Raw genomic sequence first — 14,762 nt, 5'->3', positions numbered from 1 at the left:
GCCCGCAGTCGGCAGCGAACGCCTCAGTCGAAGCGGATGTGCCGCACGCCCGTCCAGGTCCGCCGCAGCCGGTGCCGCAGCCGGCCGCCCGTGTCCGGCACGGGTGTCAGGCCCGCGGCCCCGGCCACCAGGTCCGCCACCTGGGGGACCGTCACCCCATCCGTACGGATGTGAAGGGCGAACTCCGGGCGCGCGAGCCTCTCCAGGCAGTCGTCCAGCCGGCTCACGGCGAAGCTCTCCCGCTTCAGCCCGCGACCGAGACCGCGTTCGCGCAGCCGCCGCAGAACGGTGGCGCGGTCGGCGAGGAGGGCGCTGTGGTGGACGGTGTGGCCGTCCTCGCGCAGCCGTCCGACGATCTCGGCGAAATACCCCGGGTCGACCAGCGTCATCGGCACGATCACCGGCCCCGGGTGCCGCTCCAGGGCGAGGCCGAGCACCTCACGGACCCCGGAGCGCCAGGACGCCAGATCCTGGAAGTCGCCGCGCAGCCGGGGCGGCAGCGTCCGGTGCAGCCCGAAGCCGATGTGCTCGGGGTCGCAGACCACACTGCCGGGGAGCCGCCGGTGCAGCTCGTACGCGGTCTGGGTCTTGCCGCCGCCGAACGGCCCGTTGATCCACAGCAGCGTGCCCACGGCCTGCCTCCCCCGCTCTCAGCCCGCGCCGCCGCCGGCCCGGACCAGGCCGGTCTCGTAGGCGAGGACGACGACCTGGACCCGGTCGCGGAGGTTCAGCTTGGTGAGGATGCGGCCGACGTGCGTCTTGACCGTCGCCTCGGAGAGCACCAGCCGGGCCGCGATCTCGCCGTTCGACAGGCCCTGGGCGACCAGGAGCATGACTTCCCGTTCGCGCTCGGTGAGCTTGCCGATGTGCTTGTTCTTCGGCTCCTTGTCGCTGCTGGGCAGCATCGGCGAGAAGCGGTCGAGGAGCCGGCGCGTGGTGGACGGGGCGACGACCGCGTCGCCGCTGTGCACCGAGCGGATCGCGGCGAGCAGTTCGGCGGGCGGTACGTCCTTGAGCATGAAGCCGCTGGCCCCGGCCTTCAGCCCGGAGAAGGCGTACTCGTCGAGGTCGAAGGTGGTCAGGATGAGCACCTTCGGCGGGTCCTGCTGCGCGCAGATACGGCTGGTCGCCTCGACGCCGTCCAGCCGGGGCATACGGACGTCCATCAGGACCACGTCGACGGCGGTGGACCGCAGCATCTCGATCGCCTCGGCCCCGTCCCCGGCCTCGGCCACGACTTCCATGTCGGGCTGGGCGGCGAGCACCATCCGGAAGCCGGTCCGCAGCAGCACCTGGTCGTCGACGAGCATCACGCGGATGGCCATGGTCATGGGAACGTGTCCTGTCCTGAGGTCGGTCGATCGGTCGGTCGTGGTGGCCGTGGTGGCCCTGGTGGCTTCGGCGGCCGTGGAAGGCCGGACCCGGCCCGGTCAGCCCGGGGGCTTGAGCGGCAGCAGCGCGCTGATCCGGAAGCCGCCGCCGGGCCGGGGACCCGCGTCCAGGGTGCCTCCGACCATGCCGACCCGCTCCCGCATCCCGATCATCCCGTGCCCGGCGCCGTCCGCGCCGCCGTCCTCGTACAGCTCGTGCGCCGCGCCCCGGCCGTCGTCCTCGATCAGCAGCCCGAGGCCGTCGTCGAAGTAGACCAGCCGGACGCTGGCCCCGGCGTCGGGCCCGCCGTGCTTGCGGGTGTTCGTCAGGGCTTCCTGCACGACGCGGTACGCGGTCAGCTCCACGCCGCTGGGCAGCGGGCGGGGGGTGCCCTCGACCTTGAAGTCGACTTCCAGGCCGGTCTGCCGCACCTGCGCGACCAGGTCCTCGATCTGCTCGACGTCGGGCTGGGGAACGTACTCGCCGCTCTCCGGGGCATCGCCGGTGCGCAGCACCCCGAGCAGCCGGCGCATCTCGGCGAGCGCCTGGCGGCCGGTGCTGGAGATGGTCTCCAGGGCCTGCTTGGCCTGGTCGGGGGCGGCGTCCATGACATAGGCGGCGCCGTCGGCCTGGACGACCATCACGGACACGTTGTGCGCGACGACGTCGTGCAGTTCGCGGGCGATCCGGGCCCGCTCGGCGGCGACCGCGACCTTGGACTGCGCCTCGCGTTCCCGCTCCAGGCGGGCGGCACGCTCCTCCAGCTGGTCGAAGTAGGCGCGCCGGGTCCGCAGCGAGTCCCCGAGCACCCAGGCCAGCACGAACGGCACGGTCATGATGACCGTCACGAAGATCACCTGGGCCCAGGAACCGCCGGGCTCGGCCTCCCACCGCAGCTGGGACAGGGCCGCCGCGCTCAGGCTGCAGATCAGGGCGAGCCGGGACGCCCAGCGCTCGCCGACCGTGGCCACGGTGTACGTGATCACCAGCATCGCGAAGTTCCCGATGCCCGGCCGTACGTTGAACACCAGCTGCACGACGCCCACCAGGATGGCGAGCAGCAGCATCCTCTCCGGCGCCTTGCGGCGCAGCGCCACGACCGTGGAGAGCCCCAGCACCACCGGAACGGCGACGATCTCCTCGCGCCCCGCGTCGTACATGCCCGACGCCATCGACACGCCGGAGAGCCCGAGGAGGAAGACGGCCCAGAAGACGTCGACGCCCGTCGGGTGTCTGCGGATGAAATCGTAGAGGCGCTGCACGTAACCCAGCGTAGGGACAGCGGATCGGTGCCCGGGTCAACCGGAGGGTCGATCCGGGTACTGGGACCGTACTCCCCAAGGTGGAGACTTGCCCATGTGACGGACGAGTGGCGTGGGTGGCGGGAGGCGGCTCAGGCCGCCCTGTACGGACATGAGGGCTTTTATCGCAGCCTGCTGCGGAGCCCGGAGGGGCCCGCCGGCCACTTCCGTACGTCGGTCCACGCCTCGCCCCTTTTCGCGGCGGCGGTGGCCCGGCTGCTGACCGGAATCGCACGCGAGCTGGCGACCGGCACGGTCGCGCTGGTCGACGTCGGGGCGGGGCGCGGCGAGCTGTTGACCGGAGTGCTGGCCGCGCTGCCGGAAGGGCTGGAGGTGACCCCGTACGCCGTCGAGGTCGCCGCCCGGCCGCCGGGCCTGGACCCCCGGATCGAGTGGTGCGCGGAGCCGCCCTCCGGAACCACCGGGCTGCTGTTCGCCAACGAGTGGCTGGACAACGTTCCGGCGGCGGTGGCGGAGGCGGACGCGGACGGCGTCCCCCGGTACGTCCAGGTGCGCACCTCGGACGGCGCGGAGCGGCTCGGCCCCGCCGTGACCGGGGCGGACGCGGCGTGGCTGGAGCGCTGGTGGCCGCTGTCCGCGCCGGGCGAGCGGGCGGAGATCGGGCGCTCCCGGGACGAGGCGTGGGCGGCCGCGGCCGGTTCGCTGGCCGCCGGGCTCGCGGTGGCGGTGGACTACGCGCACGTACGGGACGCCCGGCCGCCCTTCGGGACGCTGACCGGCTTCCGGCACGGGCGCGAGACGCGTCCGGTGCCGGACGGCTCCTGCGATCTGACGGCCCATGTGGCGCTGGACGCCTGCGCGGCGGCGGTGTCCTCGGCCGTACCGCACGCGAGCACCGAACTGACCGACCAGCGGGCGGTGCTGCGCCGCCTGGGCGTCGGGGGCGACCGGCCGCCGCTGAGCCTGGCCGCCGCCGATCCGGCGGGCTACGTACGAGCGCTGTCGGCGGCGGGCGAGGCGGCGGAGCTGACCGCCCGCGGCGGCCTCGGCGACTTCGGCTGGCTGCTGCACCGGGTGGGGCTGCCGGAACCCGGGTGACCGCCCTCGCACGGCGGCGGCAGGGAATACTGTCCCGCATGACGGAGACGACGATCGGCATCGGCGGAGCGGCGGAGAGCACCGACATGGTGCTGAACATCGGTCCCCAGCACCCCTCGACGCACGGGGTCCTCCGGCTGCGGATCGTGCTGGACGGCGAGCGCGTCCAGCACGCGGAGCCGGTCATCGGCTATATGCACCGGGGCGCGGAGAAGCTCTTCGAGGCGCGCGACTACCGGCAGATCGTCATGCTCGCCAACCGCCACGACTGGCTCTCCGCGTTCTCGAACGAGCTGGGCGTCGTGATGGCCGTCGAGCGGATGCTCGGCATGGAGGTCCCCGAGCGCGCGGTCTGGACGCGGACGCTGCTCGCCGAGCTGAACCGGGTCCTCAACCACCTGATGTTCCTCGGCTCCTACCCGCTCGAACTCGGCGGCATCACCCCGGTCTTCCACGCCTTCCGGGAGCGCGAGGAGCTCCAGGCGGTGATGGAGGAGGTGTCCGGCGGGCGGATGCACTACATGTTCAACCGGGTGGGGGGCCTCAAGGAGGACGTCCCGGCGGGCTGGGCGGGGCGGGTCCGGGACGCCGTCGCCTCCGTCCGCTCCCGCATGGACGTGTACGAGAACCTCGTCCTCGGCAACGAGATCTTCCGGGGCCGTACGCGCGACGTGGGCGTGCTGTCCGCCGCGGCGGTGCACGCGTACGGGGTGTCGGGGCCGATCGCCCGTGCCTCGGGCGTCGACTTCGATCTGCGGCGCGACGAGCCGTATCTCGCGTACGGGGAGCTCCAGGACACCCTGAAGGTCGTCACCCGGGCCGAGGGCGACTGCCTGGCCCGCTTCGAGTGCCTGCTGGAGCAGACCCTCAACGCCCTGGACCTGGCCGACGCCTGTCTGGACCGGATGGCCGAGCTGTCGCCCGGGCCGATCAACCAACGGCTGCCCAAGGTGCTCAAGGCCCCGGAGGGCCACACCTACGCCTGGACGGAGAACCCGCTCGGCGTCAACGGCTACTACCTGGTGTCCAAGGGCGAGAAGACGCCCTACCGGCTGAAGCTGCGCTCCGCCTCGTTCAACAACATCCAGGCGCTCACCGAGCTGTTGCCGGGCACCCTGGTCGCCGACATGGTGGCGATCCTGGGCTCGCTGTTCTTCGTCGTCGGGGACATCGACAAGTAGCGGGGCTTCCGCGTCAGGACACCGCGCCGCGCAGCTGCGCCACGTCGATCTGCTCGGTCTCGTCGTGCGCGGTGAGGTCGATGACCTTGCCGACGGCCTGGTTCGGCACCGTTCCCGTGCGGTGGGCGGCGAGCGCCTCCTCACCGACGACGTCCGCGAGGTCCTCGTTCTGCACGGACTCGATCGCGGCGTTCGTCTTCTGGGCGTGCTGGGACCCGAAGAAGTCGAAGTTGCCCTGGGGGACCGGCTGGCGGCGCGCGGCGTACGGGACGACGGCCGAGGCGGCCGCGATCGCGCGCGGCACCCGCACCGGCGCGATGGAGGCCGGGGTCTCCGCACGCGGAAGAGCGTCGGCTTCGGTGACCGGGGTCTCCGCACGCGGAAGAGCGTCGGCTTCGGTGGCCGGGGCGGGCTGGGTGGTCGTGGGGCGGCGGTGCTGGTGGTCCGAGTGCGCGCCCGCCCCGGTGGCCGCCGCGTGCTTCCCCTGCGGGCCCTCCGCCTCCGTGTTCCGGTTCCGGTCCGCGACGGCCAGCTGCCGCTGCCGGACCGCCTCCACCGTCCGACGGGTCTCCTGGAGCGCCGCGTTGCGCGTGAGGTTCTTCAGGGCCTCGTCCGCGCGGCGGTAGGACTCGGGGGTCGGCGTGGACCGCGCGGGCAGCAGCTCCTTGGGGGACGCGGCTTCGATGGCGAGCTGCCTGCGGCCCTCCAGCGCGCTGGCCCGCTCGGTCTCGGCGTTGGCGTAACGGCGCAGCAGTCCGGCGTGCTCGCCGCGCAGCCCCGCGAGCTCCACGCGCTTGCGGCGGAGCTTGGTCTCCAGACGGGTGCGCAGCTCGCGCGACTCCTCCAGATCCTGCTCCAGCTCGGCTATCCGCTCCTCGGCCCGCCATTCGTCACTGGCGCGGGCCCGGGTCAGCTCGGCGACCCGCAGCCCCGCCGCCCGGTCCCAGCTGCGCATCAGATACGCGCCGGTCACGGCGGCGGCCGCCACGGCGGCCACCAGGCCGCGCAGGACCAGGGGTTCGGCCAGCAGCCAGGCGCCTGCGGCACCGGCGACCGGCACTCCCGCCACCACGGAAGGCGGCAGGATTCTGTGGAGGGGCGGCGAATGGCGGTGGCGTCCACGTGGCATGGCCTGAAATTTACCGTGTGTGCGCGCCACTTGGGGGGCCGCCCGGCAATCTGTTCCCCGCCGGTTACCTCGCGGCCCCCCGGAAGCCCACTCCGCGGCCCTTTGCCTATGGATCGAGAACTACTTCTTGATCAGATCCCTCGACTCCAGATACTCCTTGGCCACATCGGCCGGCTTGGCCCGCTCGGCGTCGACCTTCCGGTTCAGCTCGGCGAGATCCTCCGTGGTGAGCGCCGCGGTGAGCTTGCCCAGCGCGTCGGCGATCTCCGGCGCACCCGCGTCCTTGGCATTCAGCACGGGAAGGACGTTGTCCGCGTTCTGGAGCTTCTTGTCGTCCTCCAGGAACACCAGCCCGTCCAGCACCGCGTCCGTGGTGGTCGTCAGGACCAGCTGGACCTTGCCGTCACGAACGGCCTGCTTGGACTGCGGGGTGCCGACGCCCTTGGGGTCGATCCCGGTGACGTCGATGCCGTACGTCTTCTTCAGACCGGGTGCGCAGAACGGCCGCACCTCGCACTCGTCGCCCGCCGCGACCTTGACCTTGATCTTCGACTTCCCCAGATCGGAAAGCGTCTTCAGGCTGTTCTTCTCGGCGAATTCCTTCGAGACCGCGAAGGCGTTCTGATCGACGGCCTTCCCGGCCGGGAGGACCGTGAGACCCAGCGGCTCGGCGAGCTGCTTCAGCGCGGAGACCGTCGCCTCGACGTCCCCGGAGGCCACCGGCTTCGCCTGGGCCTCATCGGCCCCGTTGACCTTGGCGTTGAGGAATTCGGCGATCGTGGCCGCGTACTCCGGTACGACGTCGATCTCGCCCTTCTCCAGCGAGGGCTCGTACAGCTCACGGTTCTTCACCGTGGTGATCGAGGTGCTGTATCCGGCGTCGCCCAGGATCTGGGCATACAGCTCGGCGAGCACCTTGGACTCGGTGAACGAGGCCGAGCCGACGACCAGGGAGCCCTTCTTCCCGTCACCGGCCGAGGAGCCCGAGCCGCCCTTCTCCTTCTCCAGGCTGTCGCCGCCGCAGGCCGCGAGCGACCCGGCCAGCGCCGCCATGCCGATGACCGCTCCGGCTATCCGCGAGGTCCTGCTCATAAGTGTTGTTCTCCGTCCGAACAGAAGAAAAGTGACCAGAAGAAAGATGACGAGAGGAGAGGTGATGGCGACCGGTGGAAAGAGGCGCGCTCACGCGGGCCTGCGGCGGCGCAGCGGGGACAGCGCCCGGTCCAGCGCCACCAGCACGCCCTCCACCAGCAGGGCGAGACCGGCGACCAGGACGGCGCCCGCGAAGACCTGGGCGGTGTCGTAGGTGTTGAACCCGGCGGTGATGATCCGGCCCAGACCGCCGAGGCCGACCATCGCGGCGATCGACGCGGTGGCCACGACCTGGACCGCGGCGGACCGCAGCCCGGTCATGATCATCGGGTAGGCGAGCGGCAGCTCGACCCGGAAGAAGAGCTGCCCGCCCGACATCCCCATGCCGCGCGCGGCCTCCACCACCGCCCGGTCCACCTCCCGCATGCCGACATAGGCGTTGGTCAGCAGCGGCGGCACCGCGAACAGCACCAGCGCGATGATCGTGGGCCAGTACCCCGAGTTGCGCAGGGGCGTGACCATGAAGAGGGCCAGCACCGCGAAGACCGGTACGGCCCGCCCCACGTTGGAGATGTTGACCGCGAGCGCGCCGCCCCTGCCGATGTGCCCCAGATACAGGGCGAGCGGCAGAGCTATCGCGCAGGCCACCGCGAGGGCGACCCCGCTCACGTACAGATGCTCGCCGAGCCGGTGCGCGGCCCCGCCGTCCCCCGACCAGTTGGCCCCGGTGGTCAGCCAGGTCCAGGCGTCGCCGATGACTCCCACGGGTCAGCCCACCTCCACCTTCGCCGGGGCGGACGCGGACGCCTCCGCCTTCACCGGGCCGGACGGCGGGACGACCGCCCCGGATATCCGGGTCCAGGGCGTCAGCAGCCGCTGGAGGCCGAGCAGCAGCAGGTCCGCCGCGACCGCGAGCAGCACGCACAGCACCGAGGCGGTGAGCACCTGGGCCTTGAAGAAGCTGGGCAGCGCGTCCTCGATGAGATTGCCGAGGCCGCCCTTGCCGACGAGCGAGCCGACCGTGGTCAGCGCGACCGTCGACACGGTGGCTATCCGCAGCCCCGCCATCACCGCGGGCAGCGCCAGCGGAAGCTCCACCTCCCACAGCAGCCGCGCCGGGCCGTACCCCATACCGCGGGCGGCCTCCCTGGCCTCCTGCGGCACCGCTTCGAGCCCCGCCAGGATGTTGCGCACCAGGATGGTCAGCGAATAGAGCACCAGACCCGTGACGACGAGCGCGGCCGACAGCCCGAACAGGGGCAGCAGCAGCGAGAACATCGCCAGCGAGGGCACGGTGTAGAGCACGGTCGTCAGCCCGAGCACCGGTCCGGCGAACCGCCGGCCCCGGCGGGCGAGCAGCGCCAGCGGAAAGGCGACCGCGAGCCCGATCAGCACCGAGACCACCGTGATCCCGACGTGCTGCACGGTCGCATCGGTCAACTCCTGGCTGCGGGAGCGGAGATACTCCCCGCAGATCCAGTCGTTCGTCACCAGGCAACTCTGCTCGGCCATCCGCCCCTCACCTCCTGCTTTCCTCCCGCCGACCCGGATCGCCCCGGATCGAACTGATGACTGGCGAGCCTATCCTCGACCACTGACAATCGCGGAGGCTGTCGCATTCCGGCAACATGCCCTTCACAGAACGCCCTCCACAATGGGGAACCATGATCCGTTTCGAGCACGTCACCAAGCGGTACGCCGACGGCACCACGGCCGTCGACGACCTTTCCTTCGAGGTCGCCGAGGGTGAACTGGTCACGCTCGTCGGACCTTCCGGTTGTGGCAAGACGACCACCATGAAGATGGTGAACCGGCTGACCGAACCGACCGAGGGCAGGATATTCCTCGACGGGGACGACATATCCACCATCGACCCCGTCCGACTGCGCCGCCGCATCGGCTATGTGATCCAGCAGGTGGGCCTCTTCCCGCACAAGACCGTGCTGGAGAACACCGCGACCGTTCCCCATCTGCTCGGCTGGAAGCGTGGAAAGGGACGCGAACGCGCCGCCGAACTCCTCGATCTCGTCGGACTCGATCCATCCGTTTATGGCGACCGCTATCCGGAACAGCTTTCCGGCGGCCAGCGTCAACGCGTGGGCGTGGCACGCGCATTGGCCGCCGATCCGCCCGTTCTCCTGATGGACGAGCCTTTCGGCGCGGTCGATCCGGTCGTGCGCGAACGGCTCCAGAACGAATTCCTGAAACTCCAGGCCCAGGTCCGTAAGACCGTGCTGTTCGTCACCCACGACATCGAGGAGGCCGTCCGTCTCGGCGACCGGATCGCCGTCTACGGGCAGGGCCGCATCGAGCAGTTCGACTCCCCCGCCACCGTGCTCGGCGCCCCCGCGACCCCGTACGTGGCCGACTTCGTCGGCGCGGACCGCGGGCTCAAGCGGCTCTCGGTGACGCCCATCGAGGAGAGCGACCTCGACCAGCCGCCGGTCGTCCACCTCGACGATCCGCTGACCACCGCCACCGAACGGCTCAGGTCCCAGGGCGCGCGCTGGGCGGTCGTCCTGGATGGCCGCGACAACCTCCACGGCTGGATCCCCGCCGACGCGACCGCCGACACCACGGCCAAGGGCACCGTCCGCGAACACGCCCGCCGCATGGAGGCCTGGCTTCCGCTCGGCGCGCCCCTCAAGCAGGCCTTCGCCACCATGCTCCAGCACGACGCGGGCTGGATCGCGGTCATCGACAAGGAGAGCGAGGGCCGCTTCCTCGGTGTGCTGACCCCCGCCCGGCTGCACGAGGCCCTGCGCCGCTCGATCGACGCGGACGCCCAGGACGTACCGCGCGCCGAGGTCGCCGTGGAGACGGTGGCGACGATCACTCCGAGCGGCTGAGCGACGGCGCCCGGCGCTCGCCGGCGCGGACGCTCAGTTCTCGCTGAGGCGGGCGCTCAGCCACTCCAGGGCCGGCGGGATCTCCCGCCGCCAGGTCGTGAAGTTGTGCCCGCCGCTGTCCAGCACGATGGACGACACCTTCGCGGGCGCCTTCACCTTCTCGATGAACTTCATCGTTTCGCCGAGGTTGTCCTCGCCCTCCCGCGACGTCGTCACCAGGAACGAACCGCCGGACGGCGGCCGGTTCTCCAGGGTCCACATCAGGTCGGCGCGGTCGCGCAGCTCGTCCTGTCCCTGGAACAGATCGCCCGTCGTCGGGTCCTCGGCGGCCTTGTAGTACGCGGAGAGCCCGGCGCTCGCCGCGTACCGGTCCGGGTGGTGCATCCCGATCTTCAACGCGCAGTAGCCGCCGGTCGAATTGCCGACGATGCCCCAGTTACGGGCCTTCTTCCCGGCCCGGTAGGACCCGGAGATGGCCTCGGGAAGGTCCTTCGCGAAGAACGTCTCGGTCTGCGGGCCCTTCGGAATGTCCACGCACTCGGTGTCCCGGGGCGGCGCGACCGTCGGCCGCAGCATCACCAGGATCATCGGCTGCGCCTTGCCCGCCTTCACCCGCTCGTGGGCGGTCTGCGGATAGCGCAGCCCCTTCAGCAGGTTCTCCGCCGTGCCCGGATAGCCGGTGAGGACCACGACCGCCGGGAACGTCCGCCCGGCGTAGGCCGCCTGGAAGTACTCCGGCGGCAGATAGACGTACGCCGGTGACTCGATGCCCGAGGTCCGCCCCGAGACGACCACCTTGTCGATCCGCCCGCCGACCGCCGGCACCCGGCCCCCCGGCACGTCCGGGTGCTGGGTGTCGATCCGCGTCATGTGCCGCGAGCCGGGCCCGTTCCCCGCATGGTCGGAGACCACGCCGAGCTCCTGCTGCCGGCCGAAGAGGTCGGCCCAGGAACCGTAGAAGAGAAAGGCGTTGTTGGCGGCCAGACCCACCGCCGCGAACAGCGTCAGCTGGGTCGCCAGGAGCAGCCCGATCCGGCCCGACACCGCGGCGGCGCCGGGCCGGGCCAGACGCGGCCAGAACCGGACCGTGGCGGCGAAGAGCGCGACGGCCAGCACCGCCACGACGGCGAGGACTGCTGTGCTGGTGAGACCCATGAGTGAGCTTTCTCTGCGATTCCGTACAAGTGGCGCGGTGCGAGGAACGGAAGAAGGACAGGAAGGGGGACAAGGAAGAGAACAAGGAAGGGCTGAAAGGGACAGGAGAGGGAAATTTCCGGAATGTGGGTGAACCCTCGCTCCGCAACCCACGTCCTAGAGGGCGCACATCGTCCGTGGGGCTCCGGCCGGCGGACTCAACGAACCTCTCGCGAAGCCACGGGAAACGATGTCTGTCACGCTAGATGGGGATAATTCGGTGTCGGTTCCGCAGCGCGTCCGCCGGTTGCTCCGCGGGCCGCGCCCCGAATCCGTACCGGCTCTCGTCGGTACCGCCTGCACCGTCGTCGGGCTGATCGACGTCGCCGCCGGGGTCTTCCCCCGCTTCCGGCACAGCCGGATGCACACCCTCGCCGAAGTGCTCCCCGGGGCGCTCGGCCCGTTCGCCGCCGCGCTCTCGCTGAGCGCCGGTGTGCTCCTGCTGCTGCTCGCGCACGGGCTGAAGCGGCACAAGCGGCGGGCCTGGCGGGCGGCGGTGGCACTGCTGCCCGCGGGGGCCGTGGCGCAGTTCGCGTACCGCCACTCGATCATCGGGGTGCTCGTCTCGCTGACGCTCTGCGCTCTGCTGGTACGCCACCGGGACCAGTTCCGGGCGCTGCCGGATCCGCGCAGCCGCTGGCGCGCGCTCGCCAACTTCGTCCTCCTGGGCGCCGGTTCGCTGGGGCTCGGACTGATCATCGTCAGCGTCCACCCCGGCCGGGTCGTCGGCGACCCGTCCATCGCCGACCGCCTCCAGCACGTGCTGTACGGCCTGTTCGGCGTCGAGGGGCCCGTCGACTACGCGGGGCGGACCAGCTGGACGGTGGCGTACTCGCTGGGCGCGCTCGGCCTGCTGACCGCCGTCACCACCATCTACCTCGCCTTCCGCCCCGAGCACCCGGCCGCCCGCCTCACCGAGGACGACGAGAGCCGGCTGCGGGCCCTGCTGGAGCAGCACGGCGGCCGGGACTCGCTCGGCCACTTCGCGCTCCGCCGCGACAAGGGCGTCGTCTTCTCCCCCAGCGGCAAGGCGGCCGTCTGCTACCGCGTCGTCTCCGGGGTGATGCTGGCCGGCGGCGACCCCATCGGCGACGTGGAGGCCTGGCCGGGCGCGATCGAGCGCTTCATGGACGAGGCGCAGGCGCACTCCTGGACGCCCGCCGTGATGGGCTGCAGCGAGACCGGCGGCCAGGTCTGGACCCGCGAGACCGGGCTCACCGCCCTGGAGCTGGGCGACGAGGCGGTGGTGGACGTGGCGGATTTCTCCCTCGCCGGGCGCGCCATGCGTAACGTGCGCCAGATGGTCAAGCGCATCGAACGCAATGGCTACGAGACCCGGGTCCGGCGGGCACGCGACATCGGCGACACCGAGCTGGACCGGATCCGCCGGGCCGCCGCCGACTGGCGCGGCACCGACACCGAGCGCGGCTTCTCCATGGCCCTGGGCCGGATCGGCGACCCGGCCGACGGCGACTGCGTGATCGCCACCGCCCATCTGCCCGGCTCCGGTACGGAGGACTCCCCGCACGGCGATCTGAAGGCCGTCCTCCACTTCGTCCCCTGGGGGCACGACGGGATGTCCCTGGAGCTGATGCGCCGCGACCGCTCGGCCGACCCCGGCATGAACGAGCTGCTGATCGTCGCCTCGCTCCAGGCCGCCGAGAAGCTCGGTGTCGCCCGGGTCTCACTGAACTTCGCGATGTTCCGCTCCGCGCTGGCCCGCGGCGAACGGCTGGGCGCGGGACCCGTGCTGCGCTGCTGGCGCGGGCTGCTGATCTTCCTCTCCCGCTGGTTCCAGATCGAGTCGCTGTACAAGTTCAACGCCAAGTTCAAGCCGCGCTGGGAGCCCCGCTTCGTGGTCTTCCGCACCAGCCGCGACCTGCCCCGCATCGGGATCGCCGCGATGCAGGCGGAGGGCTTCGTGAACTTCTCGCTGCCCCGCCCGTTCCGCCCCCGCAGACGCCGCCCGTGCGGCCACGCGCGGCACACGGCCCCGGAGCAGCACGAGGTGAGCGCGGTATGAGCAGGGCGGACACGCCCTAGTCTGGTCGTATGAGTACGTCACGCGCGCGGGGCACGGTCCGAGGACTGCCGGAGTGGGACCGCTGTGCGGTCATGGGGGTCGTCAACGTGACGCCCGACTCCTTCTCCGACGGCGGCCGCTGGTTCGACACCACGGCCGCGGTCAAACACGGTCTGCACCTGGTCTCCGAGGGCGCGGACCTGGTCGACGTGGGCGGTGAGTCGACCCGCCCCGGCGCCAGCCGGGTGGACGAGGCCGAGGAGCTGCGCCGGGTCGTCCCGGTCGTGAGGGGGCTGGCCTCCGAGGGCGTCACCGTCTCCGTGGACACCATGCGCGCCCGCGTCGCCGAGCAGGCCGTCGCCGCCGGGGCCGTCCTGGTCAACGACGTCAGCGGCGGCCTCGCCGACCCGGACATGATCCCGGCCGTCGCCGCCGCCCAGGTCCCGTTCGTCGTGATGCACTGGCGCGGCTTCAGCGAGTCGATGAACAGCCGCGCGGTGTACGGGGACGTCGTCGCCGAGGTCCTCGACGAACTGCGGCAGCGGATGGACGCGGTGATCGCGGGCGGGGTCGCCCCGGAGCGCGTCGTGGTCGACCCGGGCCTCGGCTTCGCGAAGGACGCCGCCCACGATCTGTCGCTCGTCGCGCACCTGGCCGAGCTGCGCACCCTGGGCCGCCCGCTGCTGGTGGCCGCCTCCCGCAAACGTTTCCTCGGCCATGTCCTGGCCGGTACGGGCTCGGCCCCGCCGCCCGCCCGCGAACGCGACGCGGCGACCGCAGCCGTCTCCGCACTGTCCGCGCAGGCCGGCGCCTGGGCCGTACGGGTCCACGAGGTAAGGGCCACCGCCGACGCCGTCCGCGTCGCCCGTGCGGTCGAGGGAGCCGCGTGAACGAGGAACACGCACAGGCCGCCGCCGACATCGCGGAGGTCGAGGCGGCCAACACCGGCTTCTACGAGGCGCTGGAACGCGGCGACTACGAGGACCTCTCCGACCGCTGGCTGCCGGGCGAGGACCTCACCGTCTCCTGCGTCCACCCCGGCTGGCCGGTGCTCACGGGCCGGGGCGAGGTGCTGCGCAGCTACGCCCTGATCATGGCGAACACCGAGTACATCCAGTTCTTCCTCACCGACGTCAACGTATCGATGACCGGCGACCTGGCACTGGTCACCTGCACCGAGAACATCCTCAGCGGCGGCCCCGCCGAGGACGGCAGCGCGCTCGGCCCGCTCGTGGGCCAGCTGGTCGTCGCCACGAACGTGTTCCGGCGCACCGCCGACGGCTGGAAGCTCTGGTCCCACCACGGGTCGCCCGTCCTGACGGAATCCGACGAGGACGACGACGAGGAAACGCCCTCCTGAGGAGGAAACACCCTCCCGAGTGGGTACGGGACCGATAGGGATTGAACCGCCGACCGCCGGGTATGGGCGGCTATCAGCCAGGTGAGGTGCTGTCCATGGCCCCCACGGGCGAGCACTGTCGGTGCTCGCAGGTAGATTCGAAAGAAGGCACCTCGCCGCCCGCACGCGGCCGGGTGCCTCTCGACCAACGACAGCAGGAGTGA

14 protein-coding genes are annotated in these 14,762 nt (G+C 71.6%); 6 read left to right on the top strand and 8 right to left on the bottom strand.

Annotated elements, in window-relative coordinates:
* Positions 1 to 23: 23 nt before the first annotated feature.
* The 3 genes from AC0VY3_RS02320 to AC0VY3_RS02310 all read right to left on the bottom strand — a co-directional run bounded on the left by AC0VY3_RS02320 (position 24) and on the right by AC0VY3_RS02310 (position 2,633).
* On the bottom strand, positions 24 to 632 hold the full coding sequence (locus AC0VY3_RS02320; RefSeq protein ID WP_258047057.1) for an AAA family ATPase: 609 nt from the start codon (positions 630 to 632) through the stop codon (positions 24 to 26).
* 18 nt (positions 633 to 650) lie between these two features.
* Positions 651 to 1,325, bottom strand: coding sequence for a response regulator transcription factor (locus tag AC0VY3_RS02315; protein WP_103507684.1), 675 nt, complete (start codon positions 1,323 to 1,325; stop codon positions 651 to 653).
* Between the two features lie 105 nt (positions 1,326 to 1,430).
* A complete protein-coding gene (locus AC0VY3_RS02310; RefSeq protein WP_103507682.1) occupies positions 1,431 to 2,633 on the bottom strand; it encodes a sensor histidine kinase in 1,203 nt (400 codons plus the stop codon).
* Between the two features lie 96 nt (positions 2,634 to 2,729).
* Here AC0VY3_RS02310 and AC0VY3_RS02305 point away from each other — a divergent pair, with 96 nt between their 5' ends.
* Together AC0VY3_RS02305 and AC0VY3_RS02300 are read left to right on the top strand one after the other, a co-directional pair.
* Positions 2,730 to 3,731 carry an SAM-dependent methyltransferase gene (locus AC0VY3_RS02305; RefSeq protein WP_475548781.1) on the top strand — a complete coding sequence of 334 codons (1,002 nt, stop codon included), beginning with the start codon at positions 2,730 to 2,732 and terminating at the stop codon, positions 3,729 to 3,731.
* A 38-nt stretch (positions 3,732 to 3,769) separates the two neighbouring features.
* On the top strand, positions 3,770 to 4,912 hold the full coding sequence (locus AC0VY3_RS02300; RefSeq protein WP_103507681.1) for an NADH-quinone oxidoreductase subunit D: 1,143 nt from the start codon (positions 3,770 to 3,772) through the stop codon (positions 4,910 to 4,912).
* Between the two features lie 13 nt (positions 4,913 to 4,925).
* On the opposite strand, the gene AC0VY3_RS02295 is transcribed toward AC0VY3_RS02300, so the two are convergent.
* From AC0VY3_RS02295 to AC0VY3_RS02280, 4 genes are all read right to left on the bottom strand, one after another.
* Positions 4,926 to 6,041 carry a hypothetical protein gene (locus AC0VY3_RS02295; protein WP_475548780.1) on the bottom strand — a complete coding sequence of 372 codons (1,116 nt, stop codon included), beginning with the start codon at positions 6,039 to 6,041 and terminating at the stop codon, positions 4,926 to 4,928.
* Between the two features lie 120 nt (positions 6,042 to 6,161).
* Positions 6,162 to 7,133 carry an ABC transporter substrate-binding protein gene (locus AC0VY3_RS02290; RefSeq protein ID WP_475548779.1) on the bottom strand — a complete coding sequence of 324 codons (972 nt, stop codon included), beginning with the start codon at positions 7,131 to 7,133 and terminating at the stop codon, positions 6,162 to 6,164.
* Between the two features lie 90 nt (positions 7,134 to 7,223).
* Positions 7,224 to 7,898: an ABC transporter permease gene (locus AC0VY3_RS02285; RefSeq protein ID WP_030087921.1), complete on the bottom strand. Its 675-nt coding sequence runs from the start codon at positions 7,896 to 7,898 to the stop codon at positions 7,224 to 7,226.
* Between the two features lie 3 nt (positions 7,899 to 7,901).
* Positions 7,902 to 8,645 (bottom strand): ABC transporter permease, encoded by a 744-nt coding sequence (locus AC0VY3_RS02280; RefSeq protein WP_475548778.1) that lies wholly within the window; start codon positions 8,643 to 8,645, stop codon positions 7,902 to 7,904.
* Positions 8,646 to 8,797: 152 nt separating this feature from the next.
* Here AC0VY3_RS02280 and AC0VY3_RS02275 point away from each other — a divergent pair, with 152 nt between their 5' ends.
* Entirely contained in the window at positions 8,798 to 9,982 is a 1,185-nt protein-coding gene (locus AC0VY3_RS02275) for an ABC transporter ATP-binding protein (RefSeq protein ID WP_475548777.1), read from the top strand.
* A 33-nt stretch (positions 9,983 to 10,015) separates the two neighbouring features.
* Here AC0VY3_RS02275 and AC0VY3_RS02270 read toward each other — a convergent pair whose 3' ends face one another.
* Positions 10,016 to 11,137, bottom strand: coding sequence for an alpha/beta hydrolase (locus AC0VY3_RS02270; protein ID WP_475548776.1), 1,122 nt, complete (start codon positions 11,135 to 11,137; stop codon positions 10,016 to 10,018).
* Positions 11,138 to 11,366: 229 nt separating this feature from the next.
* Here AC0VY3_RS02270 and AC0VY3_RS02265 point away from each other — a divergent pair, with 229 nt between their 5' ends.
* From AC0VY3_RS02265 to AC0VY3_RS02255, 3 genes are read left to right on the top strand one after another with little or no spacing between them, the layout of a single operon-like run.
* Positions 11,367 to 13,199, top strand: coding sequence for a phosphatidylglycerol lysyltransferase domain-containing protein (locus AC0VY3_RS02265; protein ID WP_242742201.1), 1,833 nt, complete (start codon positions 11,367 to 11,369; stop codon positions 13,197 to 13,199).
* Between the two features lie 29 nt (positions 13,200 to 13,228).
* Positions 13,229 to 14,089 (top strand): dihydropteroate synthase, encoded by an 861-nt coding sequence (gene folP, locus AC0VY3_RS02260; protein WP_475548775.1) that lies wholly within the window; start codon positions 13,229 to 13,231, stop codon positions 14,087 to 14,089.
* Entirely contained in the window at positions 14,086 to 14,559 is a 474-nt protein-coding gene (locus AC0VY3_RS02255; RefSeq protein ID WP_103507674.1) for a nuclear transport factor 2 family protein, read from the top strand. Before folP ends, AC0VY3_RS02255 begins: the two co-directional genes overlap by 4 nt.
* Positions 14,560 to 14,762 lie beyond the last annotated feature (203 nt).

Source organism: Streptomyces sp. iso_384 (genome assembly GCF_056172905.1).
Note: the sequence above shows the minus strand (reverse complement) of the source record. Positions and strands in the feature narration are given on the sequence as shown.